The following is a 23694-nucleotide window of genomic DNA, read 5'->3' on the forward strand; positions in this document are numbered from 1 at the left end:
ACTAAATTTTAATATATCATATTTTAAGATTTATATCTATAAGTACGAATTAATTAGTGCATAAAAATAAAAGGAGCCACCTTTATTGGTTCTCCTTTTGATCTTACTATTATTGAACTTGTTTTCCTAAGAAAGAAGCCGCAACCTTTATTAATTTTTCATCATTTTCAGTTATCTCGCCTTCTTCTTTATTAGCAACTATAACAGCTCCAACTGCATCTCCACTTTCACTTATTATAGGCATTATAATTTGGTTGTTATACTCTGTAGAATCGCCTTTGAATAGAGGGACAGTTTTATTGTCCTTAACAAGGTTTGATGCTCTACTCTCTATTAAGTCTTCTAATTCTTGACTTATGGCCTTATCCTTGTATTCCTTCTTAGATAATCTAGATACTGATATTACACTGTCTAAATCAGTTATAACAACACCAAATCCAGTGTGCTCAGCTAATGTTTCGCTATACTCTTGTGCAAACTCATTTAATTCTCCAATAGGAGAATATTTCTTAAGTATTACCTCTCCATCCTTTGCTGTAAATATCTCAAGAGGATCTCCTTCTCTTATTCTAAGGGTCCTTCTTATCTCTTTTGGTATAACTACTCTTCCTAAATCATCTATTCTTCTAACAATTCCTGTAGCTCTCATGTTCATCCCTCCATAATGTATGTGTAAATATATTTTTTACCAAAAGTAAAAAAATATACAAAAATTTTTCCACCAATGTTAAATTATTTTAATTATCTACGATCATGCCAGAAATTCACAGGATCTTCATTATAATCTATTGATATAACATTATAACCATTTTTGGTTAAATAATTCAGTATTCGAGGCAGTGCAATAGATGAATTAGAAGTTTCGTGCATAAGAATTATGGGATCTATCTTGTTTTTTTCATGTTGTTCAACTTGTTGTATGACATTTTTTATTATTACACTAGGTTTTATATCTTTTCCAAGTGCATCTTTACTATCTACATTCCAATCCCATATTCTATATCCCTCACTTACACATGCGTCTCTGTATTCTTTAGTCATATAAGGAAAACTCCCATATGGAGTTCTTATAAGGTTTGATGTAAAGCCTATCTTACTCATAACAACTTCTGAATCTCTTTGCATCTCTGTTATTAAACTTACAGGTGATTTATAAATTTTTTTTACATCATGACTTACTCCATGAAGGCCTATACTGTGTCCACCTTCAACTATTTTTTCTAGTTCATCAGGATATTTCTGTATACTCTTTGATAATACAAAAAAAGTTGCACTTGAATTATACATTTTAAGACTTCTTAGTATGTCCTGAGTATATAAAGATGGTCCATCATCAAATGTTAGATAAGCTACTTTTTGTTTTTCTTTATTTTTGTTTTTATTTCTGCACTTAAAAATTTTATTTTTTAACTTCTCAATTAAGCTTTCATCACTTATAACTGAGTCATTATCAATAGCCCTTATTATGTTCTCACTTTCTATATAAGAAACTTTATACCCAAAGTAACTTGCCATAGATTTAAACGGTATCATCAAATATCCGTTGTCTACATACATATTACATAGTATACAATTCCCATCATTAGTTATTATTATTTCATTATCAAAGTCTATTTCTACTTTTTTATCTCCCTTGATTATAGTAGCTGTATCTTCTTCTTCATCCCACTTTATGATCCCATCTATAGATGTTACAAACATCTTTATAGGAACAAACGTAGTTCCACACTTTATCTGAGGAGAGCTGTTCTCGTAATATATTAAGTCTTCATTAATGACTATAAGAGGCTGATTATAGTTATCCTCACCAAATGTTATCAATGAAGTAGATATAAATATTAATATGCAAATTATTACTTTTTTCATCCGTATTTCTCCCTTCAAAAATTCGCTTCATGCTAACGCATGGCTCATGTCGCCAACGAGTCCTCCGGGCTCCGTTGCTCAAAAATAGTCGGAAGTATAGTTCTTTAATCAATGCTATCTATATACTTAAAATCATATAGTTTCATTAAAGACGATAAACTTCGCTTTGTAATAATTTGCTCTATGTAGCTTTTTTTATTAATGTAATTTATTACATTAAAAAAGGACTATCATATGATAGTCCTTTTAACTTATTACTTTATATTCTTTTCATGTTTTTCAATTTTAGTGTCTTTTTCAAGTTGTTCAATTTTTTCTTTATATGAATCAGTTTCAATATTAACCTTTATTTGACTCTTAACATCTTCAAAAGGTATAATTTCATTCACTTTATCCATAACCTTTATTATATGATATCCAAATGGACTCTCTACTAAATCAGATATTTCTCCAGTTTCAAGTTCAAAAGCTACCTTTTCAAACTCTGGAACCATAACACCTCTTCCAAAATATCCAAGATCTCCACCATTATTTGCTGAAACAGTATCTTCTGAGTATTCTTTAGCAAGAGATGCAAAATCTTCTCCATTCTTTGCTCTTACTAATATATCCTCTGCTTTTTTCTTTGCTGCCTTCTGTTCTTCATCTGGTAAAGGCTTTTGGTTATTATCAACAGTCATAAATAGCATATGAGAAGCTTTTACTTCTTCTTTTTTGTACTCTGCTTTATTAGTTTCATAATACTCTTTTAATTTTTCATCATTTATTTCTAAAGATGCTATATAATTTTCTTTGTATTTAGATATTACCATATCTTTCTTAAGTTGATTCTTTAAGAATTGATCGTCTATATTATTTTCTTTTAAGAATGTCTTAAATTCTTCGTTTGATTTAAGTTGCTCATTAAACTGTTTAAGTTGAGCATCTACGTCTTTATCGTCTACAGTTACATTTTCTTTTTGAGCTGCTTGATAAACTACTTCATCGTTGATCATATTATTAAGAACTTGTTCTTTTATAACCTCTATTACTGTCTTTCCCTTTTCAACTTCTGTTGTCCATATATCCGGTCCATATATACCCTCAAAATTCTTTTTATACATTGCTAGTGTCTTTTCATATTCGCTAACAGTTATTACTCTATCATTAACCTTAGCAACTATATCTTGCGATTCATTAGAGTTACATGCTGTAAGCGAAAATACCATTAAAGCCATAAGCATTGCTGCTATTATTTTTTTCATATCAAACATCCTCTCATTTTTTTTGACAAGGCTATTATATCATCTTTTCTAAAACGTTAGCAATTTCTGTAATCAATTTGTAATGATTTTTTTCTTTAGGTTTAAATTTATAATACGGTTTTAGATATACTGTATCTTTTAACTGCTTTATAGATTCTACCTTTAATTGTTTACCTAGCGCTTTAATATAGGCTATCATTATTAGAGTCCTAAGAGGAGTAGGTATATCAGAGAATCTATCTTCTATCTCTTCTTCCATATCCTCTTTATCTTTTTTGTTTTGTATAGCTGCTATCTTTTTGTATATCTCAATCTTAGTTCTCTCATCCTCTATATATGTATCAGGTATATAAGCATTTACATTTAAATCTACTTCTGTATCTATTTGCTCAATTACTTCTTCACCTTTTACTTTTCTTATAGATTCATTTAGCATTTTGACATAAAGATCATATCCTATTACAGCCATATGACCATGTTGTTGCGATCCTAATATGTTTCCTGCTCCTCTTATTTCAAGGTCTCTCATAGCTATTTTAAATCCTGAACCGAATTCAGTAAATTCCTTTATAGCTTTAAGTCTTTTTTCTGCTACCTCACTTAACATTTTATTTTTTTCATACATAAAGTAAGCATAACCTTGTCTTGACGATCTTCCAACTCTTCCTCTTAACTGGTAAAGCTGAGATAATCCCATTTTGTCTGCATCGTATATTATTATTGTATTTGCATTTTGAATGTCCATTCCAGTTTCTATTATTGTAGTACAAACCAATACATCATATTCTTTTTCAAGAAATTCTACCATTATCTTTTCCAGATTTCTAACACTCATCTTTCCATGTCCAAAGGCAACCCTTGCAGATGGTACTAGCTTTTTTATAAGCGTGGCCATTTTTTCAATACCCTCAACTCTATTGTAAACGAAAAATACTTGACCGCCTCTTGATATTTCTCTCTCTATTGCATCTGCTATAATGCTCTCTTTAGATTCAACAACATAAGTAAGCACAGGATGCCTTTCTTGAGGAGGCTCCTCTATTAAAGACATATCTCTTATACCACTTAGTGACATATGAAGAGTTCTCGGTATAGGAGTTGCAGAAAGAGTTAATATATCTACAGATGCTTTTAATTTTTTAAGTTTTTCTTTATGCTTAACCCCAAATCTTTGCTCTTCATCTATTACTACAAGTCCTAGCTGCTTAAATTCAATGTCCTTAGATATTATTCTATGAGTTCCAATTACAACATCTACAAGTCCTTTTTTAATATCCTCAAGTATTTGCTTTTGCTGCTTTGGAGTTTTGAATCTACTTAAAACCTCTACTCTTATAGGAAAATCCTCAAACCTTTTTTGGAATGTATTAAAGTGCTGTTGAGCTAATATTGTAGTTGGTACTAAGAATGCTACCTGTTTTGATTCCATACAAGCCTTAAATACAGCTCTTATAGCTACCTCTGTTTTGCCATAACCAACATCTCCACATATTAGTCTATCCATCACCTTATCGCATTCCATATCTGATTTAACATCTTGTATTGCCTTTATCTGATCTTGAGTTTCTTCAAATGGAAATAACGATTCAAACTCTCTTTGCCAATGGGTATCTTTATTGTATACATATCCTTTTGCACTTTCTCTTTTTGCGTAAAGCTCTATTAACTCTTTTGTCATATCTTCTATTGATTTTTTAACCTTATTCTTTGCCTTTGTCCATTCATTGGTTCCAAGCTTATTAAGCTTTACATTCTCAACATTTTGGCCTATATACTTTTGGACCTTATCCATTTGGTCCGTTGGAACAAACAAGCTGTCTGAATTTGCATAAACTATTTTTATATAGTCTTTCTTAATTCCATCTACCTTTAATTGTTCAATTCCAGCATATCTTCCTACTCCATGGCCCTCATGTACTACATAATCTCCAACACTAAGTTCCAAGAAACTTTCTATCTTTCTTCCATTCTTAAATTTTTTCTTTTTCTTTTGAGATGTTCTTTTATGAACTCCAAATATTTCTTTATCAGTTATTAATGCATACTTAAAGTCGCTAGATAAGAAACCTACTGATATATTACCCGGTGTTATCATTATTTGAGAATTTTTAATTTCAGCATCTTTATCTTTTGAAAATATAGCTTCAACTCCTAAGTCCAGTAAATCATTATATATTTTCTTAGATTTTTCTAAAGAACCAGGCACTATCAATATCTTATATCCTTGTTTTTTTAGATTGTTTATCTCATCTATAAATAAGTCCATTTTTGAATTAAATACTGTTATTTCTCTTGAATTAAAATTAACTATACTATTTGGCTTAAATTCCTCTATTTGCTTTGATAAGATGCTATTTTGTATTATAAACCTATCCTTAATAAAATAATCTAATTCTTCAAATCTATTTAATAAATTTATTTGAGATACTAAGACAGTATGTCTCTCTAAGTTTACATTAAAGTTAGATTTAAATTCTTCATAATAGTTTTCAAACTTTTCCTTTATTCTCTCAGGCTCATTAAATATTATTAATGCATCTTTTTTTAGATAAGAAAATATAGTTTTATCTTCGTCTTCATACATATAATCTATATAATTTTCAAGCCCTTCAAAGTATATAAGATCTTTTATCTTTAGTATATTAGAGTGAACATCATCGCTAGTATCCTCTTTTATTTCATTTTGAAGATTTTCTAAAGTTTTCTCTATATCATCTGGATATAGAATCTCTCTTGATGGTATTATCTCAAACTCTGTTATCTTCTCTATTGATTTTTGAGATATTATATCAAACATTCTTATAGAATCTATTTCTTCATCGAATAATTCTACTCTAACAGGATAGTCTGCATTTGCGCAGTATATATCTATTATTCCACCCCTTATACTAAACTGTCCTACTCCCTCAACCTTATTAACCCTTTCATACCCAAGCCCTACGAGCCTTGATGATAATTCATCTATATTTATAGTATCATCCATAGTGTATTTTAATATATTCTTCTTAAATACATGCTTTGGTATGTATTTTTTAAGTACTGCCTCTATTGAACATACTATTACTATATTTTCTTCTTTTACAAGCTTTAACAAGACCTTCATTCTCTTTGATTCTTCTTGTCTATCCTTTGCATCTAAGAAATAAAACAAGATTTCTTCAAATGGTAAATATACAGCTTTATCTCCTAAATAAAAATTCAAATCTTCATATATCTTCTTAGCTTCAAGGTCGCTATGAGTTATTATTATAGCCTGTCTATTTAATTTATTTATAATGCTATAGCTCATATGAGTTCTTTGAGAAGGTATTAGTCCATTTATCAAAAGAGGAGATCTCTTATTATTTATCATTTCTAATAAGGTATTAAATGCCAAAGAATTATTCAATGGATATGTAAAGATATTATTCATATTTATCACCTTTCATTAACCATTATATTTATTCATAGATGCATCAATTCCCTCTTTTATTATAGCTTCAACAGCATACGCTGACCTTTGTAGACTTTCATTTAAAGAATCCATCTCTTCTTTTTTAAATTTAGACAGCACAAATGAAGCTAGGTCTTGACCATTTTGAGGTCTTGATACACCTACTCTTATTCTTTTAAAATCATCAAATTTAAGATTATATATTATAGATCTCATTCCGTTATGAGTACCAGCACTTCCTTTTTTTCTTATTCTAAGCTTTCCTACATCAAGATCTATATCATCATATATAACTATTATATTCTCAGGATCTAATTTATAGAAATTATATATATCAAGTAAGCTTTGCCCACTTAAATTCATATAAGTCTGAGGCTTTACAAGTATTACCTTCTCAGTCCCTATTCTTCCTTCTCCTATAATAGCTTTATGCTTTATTTTATTAACCTGTATATTATTGTCCTTTGCCAAAATATCTATAACATCAAATCCAACATTGTGTCTTGTTTTATCATATTGCTTGCCTGGATTCCCAAGTCCTACCACTACATACATTTAAAAATCCTCCTATTTTTGCATTTTTGGTGACCATATTATTATAACATATTTAAAAATGTTTATATGTTTTTAAAAATCCTTTATTAAAGATTTTAAATATATGCTTTCTCTAATCTATAATTTTATGTAGGTTATCAAAACTATATATAAGAATTAATCCTATTTCTCTATAAAAATAAAAAAATAATACCCTATTCTTATAAAGTAATTACTCATCAAAAAGTAATTTTAAATAAGAATGTAGTATTAAAATTCGCTTTATTATAATATCTTTTCTCAAATCTAAGCAATTTATACGAAACCTAACAGCTCTAAGACTCCATCTAAATTAAATTCCACTTTATAATCACTATACTTAAAAATAAAATTTATTAATTTCCTCCATAATTAAAAATGACGCTCATTAAAATGTTGACTAAGTAGCGTTATTTTAATGAGTGTCATTTTGGGATTAAGCACTAAATCTAGTCATTTATTTTATAACAATTATATCTTAAATACCTTTATTTCATCTGTAAGCTTCATAGCAAGATTATTAAGATCATCTGCAAGCTTTGCTACTTCTTCAACCGCTAATAATTGCTGCTGCATAGAAGTATTAACATCTTGAGATGATGATGCACTCTCTTCTGATACTGCTGCTATATTCTGTATTGACTCTACTATCAGATCTTTTTCTTCATTAATATTATGTATGAAATCTCTTATACCAGTTATCTTATACGTTATATCTCCAACAGATTTTGATATTATATCAAATGAATCATTAACTTTATTAACCGAATCCACTTGTTCTTTAGATACCTCTTTTACTTCATTCATAATAATTACAGCATTATCGCTGTCTTTTCTTATATTATCTATTATGTTCTTTATATTGTCTGTTGCAACTCTTGAACCCTCTGCAAGCTTTCTTATTTCATCTGCTACAACTGCAAATCCTTTGCCGTGTTCTCCAGCCCTTGCCGCTTCTATAGATGCATTAAGCGCTAATAAGTTAGTCTGATCTGCTATAGTTGTTATAGTATTTAATATATTCTCTATATCTTGTGATTTTTTATTAAACTCTACTATAGCTTCTTCTACTTTAAGAGTAGCATCTGAGTTTTTATTAGTCTTTTGAATTAACTCTTCAACAGCTTCAAATCCAACTATATTTGAATTTGCTACATTTTCAGCTGATTCAAACATCTCATTAGTGTTTTGATTTAGTTCATCAAACTTGCTTGCAAGACTATCTACTAATTCATATCCTCTTTCAGCCTCCTTGGCTTGAGACATAGCTCCACTTGCTATTTCTTGAACAGTAGATCCTACTTGTTCTGATGTTGCACTAGTTTCTTCTGCTATTGAAGCTAGGTTTTCTGCTGAGCTTCTTACATTAATAGTTACATCATTTATATTCGTTACCAAGCCTCTAAGTGTATTTGTTGTGCCATTGAACATATCCCCAAGTTCTTCAAATTCATCTCCAGTCTTAATTTTAGATTGTACTGTTAAATCACCCAATCCTACATTTTTAGTATATTCTATTGTTTGTTTTATTTGTTTAGTTATGTAGTTAGAGAATATATAAGCTATAAATATCGATCCAAGTAAAAATATTAGTCCAATTATTATAGATCTTTTTATCATATCATTAGCTTTATCATATATTTCATCAGTATATATACTTCCTATTATTGTCCATCCAGTTGACTTCATAGTCTTAAAATGTGCGTACTTAGAATGTTTTTTCCCATTTTCTTCATATTCATATTCTACACTAGTTTTATTCTCATCAAGTGCCTTAACTATATCTTGAGAATCTATTCCCTTCCCTATTTTTTCAGGTTTCTTATGACTCATCATTAGCTTATTAGATGATATAAGCATAGGATATCCGTTATTTCCTATAGTCATCTTATTTATATTATTTGATAGTCTCTCAAGGTCTATATCTATACCTATAACTCCTATAAACTTATTGCTAGTGTCATATACTGGTGCAGATGCAGTTACTACCAATTTATTACTATGTACATCTATATATGGTTCTGTCCATGATATACCATTTTTTTCAACTGCACCTTTATACCAAGGTCTTTGCTTTGGATCAAATCCATCTTCATATTCTGCGTGAGGATATGTATACATACTCTTATCTTCAAGTCCCAAGTATATAGACATAGAGTCTTCATGAGAATCTATAAAGTCTTTAAATATATGCATCATAAACTCTTCATATTCTGGATGTTCTACTATTGATTTTACATCTATATTATTTGATATCATATTTACATTTTCATTATACCCATTTAAATAGTTGTCTATAGATATCTCGATTCCATTCATAGTACTAGATGCGAGTTCTTTTAAATTCCCATCAATTATACTTACACTTCTTTTATATGTACTTATTCCAAGAACTATTAAAGGAATGCTTATAAGAAGTGTAAACATTAGTATCATTTTGTTTCTTATTCCCAATTTCACTTTTTAATCCTCCCTAGCAGTTTTATTATTTTATATATATATTAACATATATTTGTATATTTTTTATATTTTCGACATCTTTTTTCATTTTTTATGGTTATTTTAAAATTTTAATTGTATAAATATTCTTTTTTATACAAAAAAAAATGGCTAAATAGCCATTTTTTTAATCAAATAAACAACTTACAGATTCATTTGAGAATATTTTATTTATAGCGCTTGCAAATATAGGTGCAACAGATTGTACCTTTATTTTGTCTGTTATTTTGTCTTCTGGCAAGTGTATAGTATCAAGAACTATAAGTTCTTTTATAACTGAGTCTTGTATTCTCTCAAGTGCAGGTCCTGATAAAACAGGGTGTGTACAACAAGCGTATACTTCTTTTGCTCCAAACTCTTTTAAAGCATTAGCTCCATTAGTTATTGTACCTGCTGTATCTATCATGTCGTCTACTAATATAACATTCTTGTCTTTTATATCTCCAATTATATTCATAACTTCAGATACATTTGCCTTTGGTCTTCTCTTATCTATTATAGCTATTGGTGCATTTAATTGATTAGCGAAGTTTCTAGCTCTTGTAACACTTCCAAGGTCTGGTGATACAATTACTAAATCTTCTAACTGCTTTTCTTTGAAATATTTAGCAAGTATTGGTACTCCAAGTAAATGATCTACTGGTATATCGAAATATCCTTGTATTTGAGCAGCATGTAAGTCCATAGTAAGTACTCTGTCTGCTCCTGCAGCTGTTATTAAGTTTGCAACTAATTTAGCTGTGATTGGATCTCTAGCCTTCGCTTTTCTATCTTGTCTAGCATATCCATAATAAGGTATTACAGCTGTAATTCTACCTGCTGATGCTCTTTTTAATCCATCGATAGTAATTAATAATTCCATTAAGTTATTGTTTACTGGACTATTAGTTGATTGAATAACGAATACATCTGTTCCTCTTACTGTTTCTTGAATGTTTACAGATATTTCTCCATCACTAAATGTAGATACATCAGTTTTTGCTAAGTCTACATTTAAGTGCTCAGCTATTTTTTTTGCAAGTTCAGGGTTAGAGTTTCCTGTAATAATTTTAATTTCACTACCACTAGTATTCATATATGAATAACCTCCCAGAAGAATTTTGTATATAATTATTTTTTTAATATGCCTTTTTTATCTACCCAACCTTCTTTGTTCACTTGTCTTGCTCTTGCGATTGATAAAGATCCACTTGGAACATCATCTGTTATAGTAGATCCTGTCGCTACATAACCTTTTTCTTTAACTGTAACAGGTGCTACTAAGTTAGAGTTAGATCCTATGAATGCGTTATCTTCAACAACGGACTTAAACTTATTTTTGCCATCATAATTCACAAAAACTACTCCACATCCTATGTTGACATTTTTACCAACACTTGCATCTCCTATGTAAGATAAGTGAGATGCTTTTGAATTATCTCCTATTGTAGAATTTTTAACTTCTACAAAATCTCCTATCTTTACATTCTCACCTATTGAGCTCTTAGGTCTTAAGTATGCATATGGTCCAACTGTTGTATTATTTCCAACAGTGCTGTCAATTATAGTAGATGATTGAATTTCTACATTGTTATTTATTGAAGAATTCTCGATTCTACAGTTAGTTCCTATTGTACAATCTTCTCCTATTGTCGTATTTCCCTTTATTATAGTCCCCGGATATATTATAGTATCCATTCCTATTTTAACATCGCATTCTATATATGTATTATTAGTATCTATTATCGTAACTCCATTTTCCATATGGTACTCATTAATTCTATTTTTTAGTATATTTTCTGCTCTTTGAAGGTGTACTCTTGAGTTTACACCCATTAGTTCTTCTATAGTAGATCCTTCATAAGCTCCTACTTTATGACCTTCATTCTTTAAGATTTCTATCACATCCGTAAGATAGTATTCACCCTGATTGTTATTGTTAGATATCTTAGATAAGCTCATTTTAAGCTCTTTTCCATTGAAGCAGTATATGCCAGAGTTTATTTCATTAACCTTTGCTTCTTCTTCTGTCGCGTCCTTTTGCTCAACTATCTTTAATACATCTTTATTATCATCTCTTATTAGTCTTCCATATCCTGTAGGATTGTCTACTTTTGTAGTTAAAACAGTTGCAACGCATTTATTTTCTTTGTGATAATCAAATAGTCTTTGTAGAGTAGACTCTTTTATAAGAGGTGTGTCTCCACATAAAACTACTATTTTGTCATCTTCTTTTATATGATCTTTAGCCATCATAACAGCATGTCCTGTTCCTAGCTGCTGCTCTTGTATAGCAGTTTCTACGTTATTTTTCAAGTTGTCTTTAACCATTTCAGCTTCATGTCCCAGAATTACTACATTCTCAGTGCATCCAGCCTTCACAGCTATATTTATAACATGATTTACCATTTCAGTTCCACATACTTTATGCAGTACTTTAGGAATCTTAGATTTCATTCTAGTCCCCTTACCAGCAGCAAGTATTATAGATTTCAAATTCATAATTTCACCTCATGTACATATTAGTGTATCACTTTCACTTAAATACTATAGCATTTTTTGTCCAAAAAGTACATAATAATACGATATAAAATAATGGATATTATATATTTCGTTCGATTTTAAATTTTTTAAAAATTCCCTCTATACCAACGTATAGCTCATGTTTACGTTAAAATTATAGTTTCTTAATCTAAGTTATACAAAATGTCATTTTTTATAATATATTGTATATAGATACATTTAAAAAACTAAAAAAAATACTTATACTATTAAGACTTAGTCTTAAAAGTATAAGTATATTTATCAATTTTATATTATTCCATCGCAACTTCCATTTTAGCTAAAGCTTCTTCGTAAGCATTTAGTATGTTGTCTTGAAGTACTTGTCTCATATGAGAATTAATAGGATGAGCTATATCTCTAAACTCTCCTTCTGTTATCTTTCTACTTGGCATAGCTATAAAAAGACCATTTTGACCTTCTATAATTTTTATATCGTGTACAACGAATAAATTATTGAAAGTTACAGATACAATCCCCTTCATTTTTCCATCATCTGTTATCTTTCTTACCCTAACGTCTGTTATTTCCAAAATACCCACTCCCCTTTATAAAAAGTCTTCCTCTGAATGTTTTAAATGTATACTTTTTTATAATTCGTAACGGAGATTATACTTAACTACAATTTAAATGTGAATATAATTCCCTACTCATTGTAAAAAGTTACATTATTGTTAATATCTTATATGGTAATATATTCTATGGTAATATATTCTACAAACTTTTTCAATTCCCTTTTAATTTTTTTACAAATTTTATGTGAACCTTACTAATTCTCACACTTTATTTAATTGTTTCTTTTTTTAATCAAAAAAATACAATTCTCATAAGAATTGTATTTTTTTGATTAATCCATTATAAAGTTTTTATTAGGTTCAACGTTTATAACTCCGTTTAATTCGTCTATTTCATTTAAATCTATTAAAGATACGTAATCTTTTACAAGTTTTTCATTAGGACTAGTTGTAGATATTAAAACTCCTTTTCCTATAACTTGTGCATTAAATTCGTTCATAAGGTCTTGCATACCTTTTAATGTTCCTCCACCTCTCATAAAGTCATCTATTAGTATTACTTTAGATCCTTCTTTTAAGGCCTTTCTAGGAAGTGTCATAGTTTGTACTATATTCTTGCTTCCTGATACATATGTTATGTTAAGAGATGAACCTTCTGAGGCCTTTGTATCCTTTCTTATTATAAGAAGAGGTAGATTCATAGCTTTTGCTGTCATAAGTGCCATAGGTATACCTTTTGTCTCTATTGTAACTACATAATCAGCTTCGCTATAATCTATATATGACGCAAATATCTTTCCTATTTTAGATGATATCTCCGGGCTGTATATAAGATCTATTAGGTATAAGAATCCTCCTGATAGTATTCTAGATGGATCATCTATTTGTTTACACAGTTCATTTAAAAATACTTCATTATCTTTAGCTGATATTTTTGGAATATATTTAACTCCACCTGCAGCTCCTGCTATTGTTATAACTTTACCTAAATCTAGTTTTTCAAATACATTTTTTACGACCAATATATCTTCACTTACAGTTGATTTTGCTGCATTAAACTTTTCAGTAAAATAGCTTAGCGTGAATACTTTATTTGGATTGTCTGAAAGTATTTTAACTATGGCTCCTATTCTTTCAGTTCTTTTAAATTTCATATACTACCTCCCGTTAAATTGTTTTGAACAATAAATTTATACAACTCAACCACTAAAATTCGTCTACTCGCTTCGCGGTGACTCATGTCGCCAACGATCCCTAATGGGCTCCGTTGCTCAAAAATAGTTGCAAGTATAGTTTTTCAACCAACGCTATCCACAGATTCAAAGTCATATAGTTTCCTATAGAATAAAAAAATTCGTCTACTCGCTTCGCGGTGACTCATGTCGCCAACGATCCCTAATGGGCTCCGTTGCTCAAAAATAGTTGCAAGTATAGTTTTTCAACCAACGCTATCCACAGATTCAAAGTCATATAGTTTCCTATAGAATAAAAAAATTCGTCTAGTTGCTACGCACTGACTCATATCGCCAACGATCCCTACGGGCTTCGTTGCTTAAAATAGTTGCAAATATAGGTTTTCAATCAAAGTTATCCAAAATTCAAAAATTATATGATTTTCTTAGGGATAAAATATATTATTATGTTATAATAGAATTTATGTTTTATTCATATTAATAGTAATAGATATAATTTATTATTTGTAATTATTTCAAATAAATGTAAATCATATTCATTTTATCGATTTATTATATTCTTTAAAAGTCTTCATTTTAATTTTTTTAGATAAAGACTTTTATATTATAACACAATATTAGTTATTAAGGAGAGATGATTTTAGATGCATGTACACTTTATAGGAATAGGCGGAATAAGCATGAGCGCACTAGCTAAGATATGCTTAAATAAAGGATATGTAGTTTCTGGTTCTGATTTTAAAGATTCAGATACTGTGAACAATTTAAGAGAGCAAGGCATGAGTGTATTCGTTGGCCATAAAAAAGAAAACATAACTGATGATATAAATTTAGTAGTTTATACAGCTGCTATAAGTGATGATAACGAGGAACTTAATCAAGCTCGTTCTAAAAGCATAAAAACTTTATCTAGAGCTGAGTTTTTGGGTCAAATAATGAAAGATTACAAAAATCCTATAGCGGTATCGGGAACTCACGGAAAAACTAGTACTACTTCTATGCTGTCTGTGATTTTTGAGTATTCTAATCTGGATCCTACAATACTTGTAGGTGGTAATTTAAAGGATATAGGAGGCAATGTCAAAATAGGCAATTCAGAAAACTTCATTACTGAGGCTTGTGAATATGTTGATAGCTTCTTAAATTTCAATCCTAAGGTGTCTATTGTTCTAAATATAGAGGCAGATCACCTGGATTATTTTGATGGTCTTGATGATGTTAAAGATTCTTTTAATAAGTTCGGAAAGCTTCTTCCTGATGATGGTTACTTTGTAGTAAATGGTGATGATATAAACTGTATAGATGTTCTAGACGGCTTAAATTCTAATATTATAAGATACGGAAAATCAAGTGATAATAATATGATTATTGATAATGTTTCATTTAATAAGTTTGGCCATGGCTCATTCTCTCTTTCACTTGATGGTAAAGATCTTGGAAAATTCAATCTTTGTGTCCCAGGACTTCACAATATATACAATGCAACAGCTGCTATATGTGCATCTTTAGTTTCTGGCATTGATGTAGATACTATAAGAGATAACATATGCAAATACAAGGGTGTTGGAAGAAGATTTGAATACAAAGGCACTTATAATGAAGCTACTATAATAGATGATTATGCTCATCATCCAACAGAGGTTAAGGCTACTTTAGCAGCAGCTAAAAATATGTGCGAAGGAAATCTATGGTGCATATTCCAACCACATACTTATACTAGAACTTCTTCTCTTTTAGATGAGTTCGCAACTTCTTTTAATGATGCTTCTTTCGTTATAATAACTGATATATATGCAGCAAGAGAAAAAAACGATGGGTCTATTCATTCTAAGGATTTAGTTGAGAAGATCAAGGAGCATAATGAGAACGTTATTTATATAAAAGATTTTAATGATATTGCTGATTATATAAGAGATAATGTTAAGAAGGACGATGTGGTTATAACTACTGGAGCTGGAAGTATATATGAGGTTGCAGATAAATTAATATAATCCATGATACGCAAAAAGATGGTTATTAAAATACCGCTAGTGTGTTAAATATTTTTATAAATCTAAGTATTATGCCTTATTAAAATCCTAAAAGTTCTAAACTCGCTTCACTCAGACAACGAACTTTCTTAACGGATATTTAAACGCCATAATACAAGATTTATAGAAAAATATTTAAATCATACGCTAACATTTTAATAACCATCTTTTTTTAATTATCCTGCTGCTGTCGCAGATTATTATAATCCTTTTTTATATAAGTTGTGTTAGCTACGCTTAGGAAACAAAATATATATTTAGTATAACTGTTAATGTTATATAGTCATTATGTAGTTATTACATAATCCAATAAATAGTCCGCAGTAACTTATTAAGATAAAAATAGAAACTACTAAATGATACTTCCAATTAGGATTATCCTTGAGTTTTAACTTTATAACCAGAAACAATTGCACTACTAAAATTAGCCATGCAACCATAAACCAAAAAGCAGCAATCATATAAAAATCTAATGCTTCATGCGGGTCCAAAATCCAAGGGGAAAAATAAAGCGGTAATGCTATGATTGCAAGTATACATAATATAGTGTGTCTAAGTTTCAAATCATTTCAGTCCTCCTTTTTGCAGATATATCTTTCCATTTTGAAAACAACTTTGTTTTATCAACTACTCCATCAAGGTAGGAATCAGTAAAAAAAATGAAGTTCATTGAAATGTTAGCTACTTTTGAGTTAATGTTTTTCCATAAAACTTAGATTGTGCTGTTAAAATATTCGTTAAGAAACTTCTTTGTTTAACCGTAGGGAGTTTAAGAAGTTTTAGGATATTTTATAAAGCAGAATCTATAGTTTTATTAAAACATTAATTAAGTAGCGGTATTTCGATGAGCTTCATTTTTCGCTTAACCTCTAATACACTTATGAAATTATACTTTTAAGATATCTTTTATTTACATATTATTAATCACAGAATCTACAATTAAATCTGCTCCATTTATTTTATAATATTTATCATTCACTTTTATATGATTCTCATATACTGTTATGTCCTGCTCTTTTGACTCACCTTTAAGCTTAAGGTGGTATCTTTCAAATTCATAATCTTTAAATTCAACTGGTTCTTTGATTTCACTAAATAAATATCTTACTAGCTCGTCCTTTAGTTCTCCTTCGAGTTCTTCTTCTATATCATTTATCTTATCTTCTACTTTTATTGTTTGAACCCATTCATAACCTGCATCATCTGATTCATTATCGTTCTTTGATATGAATAATATATCACATAAATAATTGTATAATGAATCATCTATTTCATAGTATGCAGTATAGTCTTTATAGTATATTCCAAGACCTGTTTTTCCTAGTGTTTTTGCATATATTTCATAGTTCTCTAATTTTATGTTTATGTCGAAGTTTTCTTTAACCTCATCCATAAGTTTTGATGCTTTGTACTCGCTTATATTTGATTTTTTATGTATTTTACCATTGAATTCTTTTATATTATCAATTTGTTTTTGCTTGTCCTTATAAGATATTTGAACTTCATTGATATCTTGAATTTTTTTTATAGTATCAAATGATGTATTTATAGCTTTGTCTATAAGGATTTGTAATCCTTTTGTTTGTTTATCTGATATATCAAAGTATTGAGTATCATCATTGTTCATTATCTTTATATAGTTAAAATCTGTACTGAATTTTATATCATCTGAAGATCCAATAACTACTTCATCAAAATCAGCTTTTTCTATTTTTTCACTTTTTTGAATATAGTATTTGAAATCATTTAAATAGTCTTCTTCTATTGTTATGTCTTTCATATTGTTGTTTGATAGTTTGATGTTTTGCTTTTTTAACAGCGAGTTCATAAGATTTACTTCTTGCTTTAATGTTGTAGTTACTTGTTCTTGTTCTTCTTTTTCTTTAGTCATTAAGCTAGTTATGAAAAAGGTTAATAAAAATGCTATTCCTGCAAATATTAGCATCGATTTTATAACTTTTTTATTCACTATATCACCTCATTACATTATAGTCTTATGATTGCATTTTTTACATCCATCCATCTTTGGTTCAACGTGGACTATAACAGCTTTTATGTTATCTGAGCTATTTATTATATTTTCTTCCACGTTATGTGCTATTTCATGACCATCAAATACAGTGATTTTTCCATCTACGCATATTGTTAGGTCTATATATGCCATGGCGCCATGGCGCCTACTTTTGAAACTTTTAACATTGCAAACTCCTTCAGTATCCATAGCTATTTTGTTAAGCTTATCTTTTTCTTCCTTTTCTATAGAGTAGTCCATAAGTTCATTAGATGATGACATTAATATTTCTATACCAACTTTTATTACAAATAACGATACTAAAACCCCTGCAAGTGGATCTAAAACCTTAAATCCAAGCATAGACCCTATTATTCCTATCAAAGCTCCTATAGTTGATAAAGAATCTGATCTATGATGCCATGCGTCGGCCTTAAGAGATGGTGAGTTAATCTTATTTGCTACCTTTATCGTTATATGATACTGGTACTCTTTAAAAAAGATAGATATAATTCCTACTATTAATGGAAGCATATTCGGTACTTTGACCTGATCTAAATTGAATAAAAGCTTAAACGAATTAATCCCTATCTCAGCTCCAACAAATAATAGAATTAATGATAGAACGAATGCAACTAGGGTTTCAGCCTTCTCATGACCGTAATTGTGCTCACTGTCATCTGGTTTTTTGGATATTTTATTTCCAATCAAAACTCCTACAGATGTAGCTATATCAGAAGCTGAATGCATTCCATCTGCAAGCATTGCATTGGAGTTTCCAAAAAAACCTGCCAGTAGCTTTATAACTGTTAATATTATATTTATTATTATAGATTTTATGGTGACGCTTGTTGATTCTTCGTATCTTGTTTCCATAATATCCTCCTAATCTGATAATGAGTATTCAACTTTGTAAGCCAAATACCCATATATTAGTATTATTGATTTGAGTCAAATGGTATATTTATATATATTTTGTTTTTACCATCTTCATCTGTAATATTATCCGTATTTCCTTTGTGCAATTCAATCATTTTTCTAACCATATTAATAAAGTTTTTATTCATTCCTTTATCTCTAGCTCTTTTGTACTTGTTGCTATTTATACTAAATTGTATATGTTTTTTGTTAATTTTTTGAATGCTAATTTCAACTATTCCATTCTTACCCTGAGCTTTTATTACATGTTGAACTATATCTAATATAATAAATCTAAGATAATCCTTTGGAAAACCAATTTTAGGCAGAGATTCATCTATATTATATTCTATATCAACATCCCTTAAAAGTGCCACCGCCTCTATTAAATAATGTATTTCTTCTATTATCTCATGAGGGTGATAAGAGTTTTTATTTTCGTTTAAAAGTCTTGATAGATTTAAAGATTTGTTTAATGTATTCTCTATCTTTTGTAAGTCATTTATTGCAGCATATGATAAATCATCTGGGTTTTTAGCGTGATTAATTTGAATATATCCTTTAATCGTAGATAACGGATTTCTTATTTCATGAGCAATTCCCGTAGATATTTGAATTAACATCTCCATTCTTTCCATCTTATATACCCAAAAGTCCTGCTCTCTTTTCATTTGAAGGAAATACATCTTCACGATTAGATATATTATCATCCCAATAAATATCAATATAGTTAAGTTTATTGTAAACTTTTTAATCAAAGGTATGTATGCTTTAGGTGTATTTTTAACATATAACACAGTCCAAGGAGAATTGTTTATTTTTTTATATGAAATTATATTTTTTTCTCCATTAATACTTATTATATCTTTTATATATCCATTTTTATTATGTTTTAACTCTTCTTCAATATCTTTTTTTATCTTATTATTTTCATAAACTATTATTTCTTTATTCATTCTAAACCTATCTAGTACATTGTTGTCATCATCTATAACAAATAAATATTCATTATTATCCATAGGATAACTATCTAAAATTGAAAATATTTTCTGAGAGCTTATATTTATAAAAAATATAATCTCATTATCTTCATGTTTGTAAGGACTTAATATTGTTATACATTTTTTATATGTTTCAATACTTTCTATATAATCTAAGGTAATTTCTCTTGATGTAATATCACTTACATATTCTTGATCTATTACCGGCTTATTACGTTGAGATTTTTGTAGTAGTCTACTTCTTCCTATATAACTTGTAACTATTCCTTTATTATTTATTATTCCTATTCCTTCTATATTTTCTTCTTGTTTTATTATATCCAATATTATTTCTTTTATATTAGATTTGTAATTTTCAGATTTCATAGGATTATAATTTTCTTTTAGAACCTTTAAATATTTTTCTTTCTCTTGTAAATAAAGATTTATTTGGCTGACTATAGAGTGTAGTTTCTCATTATTTAGCTTTATCATAACATTTTTATTATATGTTATAGCTTGAAATAACATATAATAGCATATAACACTAAATAAAATGCCTAAAATAATTAAAAAATATTTTTTTTTATTATTGAAAAAACATTTCATATATTCTCAGCCCTTCTTTTTATCCATATTCATCCAAGTAATTATTATATCATTCTTCATTTGAAATAAAAACTAATTTGAATAATATATTTAAAATTCGCTTCATGCTGTCGTATGGCTAATGTCGCCAACGAGTCCTACGGGCTCCGTTGCTCAAAATAGCTATGAGTATACCTCTTTCATCAAGGTTATTCTCAAAGCGAAAATTTTATAATCCCTTAGTCTATAAAAAAAATACGGTAACTGACTTTCTATATTGATAAAGTCAATTACCGTATTTTAAAATTTATTCTATTTATCTGGTACTGCTATTAATCTGCTTTTACAATCTATGCAGCATATCCAGTATCCATATGTTTTATTTTTGTCATCACATGGTATGAAGTTACAAAAACCAGTCTCACCTTCATCTGGTTGTTCATTACGTCTTCCAGGTATTCCATAGATATAATATTTTCTCTTTCCATCACAGCTATATTTTATTCCAAATATATAGTGTCTATATTTATATGATAAAGAAGTTACATCTGAATATATAGTATAATTTATATAATTTATATATCCAAGATAAGGCATTATATAGCTGCACATAGTTAGAGGATTTATATCCATTCTCCACCATCTAGTGTTATCTATATCTTTTATAAATGGTTTTACTTCTTTATGTTTGTTTAATAATTTTTTTAGTTTTCTAGGTATAAGGTATTCTTTTGGACTGCATTTTTTTCTGTCTGTATCTTCATATTGACTATGATCTATTTTTTCTTCTCTCTTTTCTTCTTGCGAATAAGGAATTTCTTCTTCGTTTTTTTTTTTTTCATCTTTGTTTTCTTCAACGTTTTCATTTATTTCTACTTCTTCTTGTCTAATTTCTGTATCTTCTTCGCTTATCTCTATTCTTTCTTCTTTAACTTTTTCTTTAACTTCTTCTTTGTCCTCCAGCACAACCTCTATTCTTTCTTTTCTTGGCTCAAGTACTATCTCTATTTCATCTTCTTTATTTAAGTCTTCAACTACAGATTCTTCTCTTTTTATATTTTGACTTATAAGTTCTTCGTAATTGTCTATAACCTTACCTTTAAATCCTATTAAAGGTATATTGTTTTCATGTGTTAGCGCTATACTCTTTACCTCTAAGTCATTTTCATCAAAATTTATTTTAAATTCTCCCTTACCGCTTTCATTTACTAGAACTCTTCCTATATCCTTTGTAGTTAAATCATCTTGTATTAAAATTATTCTATACCCCGATTTAACGTACTTTACATTTTCAACGTAAATCATTATGTTTATTTTTTCTTCTCTTGTCTCAATTTTCGCAAATGCTTTAGGTGATATTCTCTCTTTTAATCTAAATGATGGGTCTTTTGATTCTAATATCATATAGTCTCTTTTATATCTTTTTCTCAACGCTATCCCCCCATTAAAATAAATCTATATTACTACTTATATGTTTTTAGGAGGAATAAGATGCATACATATTAATTGTTTTTTATTGGATTAATTAAAAAATTAAAAATGAAGCTCATTGAAACGTTAGCTAAATAGCTTTATTTCAATGAGCTTCATTGCTCGGCTAATAATAATATTTAATTATTTATCATTTAATTTATCATATACTTTATTAGCTAGATTAGCAAACTCATCTATAGATAGAGTTTCTCCTCTTCTTTTAGCATCTATTGATGCTTCTTCTAGCACTTGATTTACTTCTTCTTTAGAAAGATCTATATCGTATGAGCTTATTGCGTTTAATATAGTCTTTCTTCTCTTTGAGAAGGCCGCCTTTACTACTTTAAAGAATAGATCTTTATCCTTTAAATCGTGCTTTATCTCCTCGTGAGATCTTAAAGCTATTACTGTAGAGTCTACATTAGGTTGAGGTATAAACATACTTCTTGGAACTTTTGCAACTATATGAGGTTCAGAGTAGTATTGTACTGCCACTGATAATGATCCATAATCTTTAGTAGATGGAACTGCACTCATTCTGTCCGCTACTTCCTTTTGAACCATAACTACTATATCACTTACAACTATATCTTCTTCCAAAAACTTCATTACAATAGGTGTTGTTATATAGTAAGGAAGATTAGCAACAAGCTTTATAGGTTTTCCATCAAGCTTCTCCTCTACAAGTTCCTTTATATCAACCTTTAGTACATCTTGGTTTACAACTTCTACGTTATCACAATCAGATAATGTATCCTTAAGTATAGGTATAAGTTTTTTGTCTATCTCTACTGCTACTACTTTTTTAGCAATCTTTGATATTTCTCTAGTTAGTGTACCTATTCCAGGTCCTATTTCAACTACGTAATCATCTTCAGTTATTCTTGCTCCATTTATTATTTTATCTATTATATTAGAATCTATTAAGAAGTTTTGTCCAAGGGACTTTGAAAACTTAAATCCGTATTTTTCTACTACATCTTTAGTATTTCTGTATGTTGAAAGTCTTTCCATGTAATCGCTCCTATTTATTTATATTTTTAAGTGATTCTTCAAATTCTTCTCTTGTTACTCCATAATTATTTAGTCTACTTAAAAACTGCTTTGCATTTCCATATCCTATTCCTAAGATTTTTCCAAGTTCGTCTCTTTTTCTTGATGCATCCTCAAATCCTATAAGTCCATTTCTAACTAAGTCTCTTTGAGTAAATTCTTCTCTTTTTTGTACGTTTTCTGTTCTAACTTTATTTAAAGCTGCTATTATACTTTTAGCAGATGCATTCTCAATTCCTATATCTCCATCTTTTATAGCTTCTTCTCTTGGCAAGAATGCATGCTTGCACCCCGGTATTTCAGCTGCTATTTTCTTTCTTATTTTTTCACCTGCAAAATCAGGGTCCGTAAATATTATAACCCCTCTTCGTTTTTGAGCTTGCTTAATTCTGCTCATGACTCCTTTTGGAAATCCAAATCCACCTGTTGTTATAAGTTCAGCATCTACTGCTTTTTTAACAGCAGTTACATCATCTCTTCCTTCAACTACTATTATTTCTTTTATCAGATTAATCACCTCTAAAATCTATATTAAGTTTAAGTTTGTCCTAAAAAAATTCGTCTAGTCGCTACGCGCTGACTCATGTCGCCAACAAGTCTCACGACTCTGTTGCTTAAAAATAGTTGCAAGTCTAGTTCTTCACTAGTGTTATCAATAATTTGAAAATTATATAGTTTCCTATATAGAACAAAACTCTATGTTAATTATATACGAAATTTAACTGTATGTATAATTAAAATTCCCAATATTATTTTTAACAAAAATAATATTGGGAA

Annotated in this window: 18 protein-coding genes and 1 pseudogene; 1 reads left to right on the forward strand and 18 read right to left on the reverse strand. The window is 29.1% G+C overall.

Translation table 11 applies throughout. The features are described from left to right. Window positions 1-109 precede the first annotated feature (109 nt). From spoVT to purR, 11 genes and pseudogenes are all read right to left on the reverse strand, one after another. Window positions 110-649 (reverse strand): stage V sporulation protein T, encoded by a 540-nt coding sequence (gene spoVT, locus M2214_RS15935; RefSeq protein WP_248481010.1) that lies wholly within the window; start codon window positions 647-649, stop codon window positions 110-112. Between the two features lie 92 nt (window positions 650-741). After that, the gene (locus tag M2214_RS15940; RefSeq protein WP_248481028.1) at window positions 742-1866 is read right to left on the reverse strand and encodes a polysaccharide deacetylase; all 1125 of its coding nucleotides are present in this window, start codon (window positions 1864-1866) and stop codon (window positions 742-744) included. 254 nt (window positions 1867-2120) lie between these two features. Continuing rightward, entirely contained in the window at window positions 2121-2678 is a 558-nt protein-coding gene (locus M2214_RS18210) for a peptidylprolyl isomerase (protein ID WP_256466739.1), read from the reverse strand. Further along, window positions 2673-3125 (reverse strand): annotated as a pseudogene (locus M2214_RS18215) (SurA N-terminal domain-containing protein); the annotation flags it as partial. The pseudogene M2214_RS18215 and the gene M2214_RS18210, both read right to left, overlap by 6 nt. Before the next feature lie 19 nt (window positions 3126-3144). Beyond that, window positions 3145-6522, reverse strand: coding sequence for a transcription-repair coupling factor (gene mfd / locus M2214_RS15950; protein ID WP_248481030.1), 3378 nt, complete (start codon window positions 6520-6522; stop codon window positions 3145-3147). Between the two features lie 15 nt (window positions 6523-6537). After that, on the reverse strand, window positions 6538-7098 hold the full coding sequence (gene pth / locus M2214_RS15955; protein ID WP_248481031.1) for an aminoacyl-tRNA hydrolase: 561 nt from the start codon (window positions 7096-7098) through the stop codon (window positions 6538-6540). Window positions 7099-7587: 489 nt separating this feature from the next. Continuing rightward, window positions 7588-9576, reverse strand: coding sequence for a methyl-accepting chemotaxis protein (locus M2214_RS15960; RefSeq protein WP_248481032.1), 1989 nt, complete (start codon window positions 9574-9576; stop codon window positions 7588-7590). A gap of 166 nt (window positions 9577-9742) precedes the next feature. Continuing rightward, entirely contained in the window at window positions 9743-10690 is a 948-nt protein-coding gene (locus M2214_RS15965) for a ribose-phosphate diphosphokinase (protein ID WP_248481033.1), read from the reverse strand. A gap of 35 nt (window positions 10691-10725) precedes the next feature. Continuing rightward, window positions 10726-12096, reverse strand: a complete 1371-nt coding sequence (glmU, locus tag M2214_RS15970; protein WP_305879802.1) for a bifunctional UDP-N-acetylglucosamine diphosphorylase/glucosamine-1-phosphate N-acetyltransferase GlmU — start codon at window positions 12094-12096, stop codon at window positions 10726-10728. 314 nt (window positions 12097-12410) lie between these two features. Beyond that, on the reverse strand, window positions 12411-12689 hold the full coding sequence (gene spoVG, locus M2214_RS15975) for a septation regulator SpoVG (RefSeq protein ID WP_248481034.1): 279 nt from the start codon (window positions 12687-12689) through the stop codon (window positions 12411-12413). Window positions 12690-13003: 314 nt separating this feature from the next. Then, the gene (gene purR / locus M2214_RS15980; protein ID WP_248481035.1) at window positions 13004-13825 is read right to left on the reverse strand and encodes a pur operon repressor; all 822 of its coding nucleotides are present in this window, start codon (window positions 13823-13825) and stop codon (window positions 13004-13006) included. Window positions 13826-14508: 683 nt separating this feature from the next. On the opposite strand from purR, the gene murC reads away from it, so the two are divergent. Next, window positions 14509-15855 carry a UDP-N-acetylmuramate--L-alanine ligase gene (murC, locus tag M2214_RS15985; protein ID WP_248481036.1) on the forward strand — a complete coding sequence of 449 codons (1347 nt, stop codon included), beginning with the start codon at window positions 14509-14511 and terminating at the stop codon, window positions 15853-15855. 314 nt (window positions 15856-16169) lie between these two features. On the opposite strand, the gene M2214_RS15990 is transcribed toward murC, so the two are convergent. The 7 genes from M2214_RS15990 to rnmV all read right to left on the reverse strand — a co-directional run bounded on the left by M2214_RS15990 (window position 16170) and on the right by rnmV (window position 23425). After that, window positions 16170-16457 carry a hypothetical protein gene (locus M2214_RS15990; protein ID WP_248481037.1) on the reverse strand — a complete coding sequence of 96 codons (288 nt, stop codon included), beginning with the start codon at window positions 16455-16457 and terminating at the stop codon, window positions 16170-16172. 347 nt (window positions 16458-16804) lie between these two features. Further along, entirely contained in the window at window positions 16805-17863 is a 1059-nt protein-coding gene (locus M2214_RS15995) for a hypothetical protein (protein WP_248481038.1), read from the reverse strand. A gap of 12 nt (window positions 17864-17875) precedes the next feature. Next, a complete protein-coding gene (locus tag M2214_RS16000) occupies window positions 17876-18781 on the reverse strand; it encodes a cation diffusion facilitator family transporter (RefSeq protein ID WP_248481039.1) in 906 nt (301 codons plus the stop codon). 62 nt (window positions 18782-18843) lie between these two features. Continuing rightward, the gene (locus M2214_RS16005) at window positions 18844-20412 is read right to left on the reverse strand and encodes a PAS domain-containing sensor histidine kinase (protein WP_248481040.1); all 1569 of its coding nucleotides are present in this window, start codon (window positions 20410-20412) and stop codon (window positions 18844-18846) included. 291 nt (window positions 20413-20703) lie between these two features. Continuing rightward, a complete protein-coding gene (locus tag M2214_RS16010; RefSeq protein ID WP_248481041.1) occupies window positions 20704-21822 on the reverse strand; it encodes a hypothetical protein in 1119 nt (372 codons plus the stop codon). Window positions 21823-22005: 183 nt separating this feature from the next. Beyond that, window positions 22006-22878 carry a 16S rRNA (adenine(1518)-N(6)/adenine(1519)-N(6))-dimethyltransferase RsmA gene (gene rsmA, locus M2214_RS16015; protein WP_248481042.1) on the reverse strand — a complete coding sequence of 291 codons (873 nt, stop codon included), beginning with the start codon at window positions 22876-22878 and terminating at the stop codon, window positions 22006-22008. 10 nt (window positions 22879-22888) lie between these two features. Further along, on the reverse strand, window positions 22889-23425 hold the full coding sequence (rnmV, locus tag M2214_RS16020) for a ribonuclease M5 (RefSeq protein WP_248484895.1): 537 nt from the start codon (window positions 23423-23425) through the stop codon (window positions 22889-22891). Window positions 23426-23694: the final 269 nt, after the last annotated feature.

Source organism: Tepidibacter aestuarii (genome assembly GCF_934924865.1).
GTDB lineage: Bacteria > Bacillota > Clostridia > Peptostreptococcales > Peptostreptococcaceae > Tepidibacter_A > Tepidibacter_A aestuarii.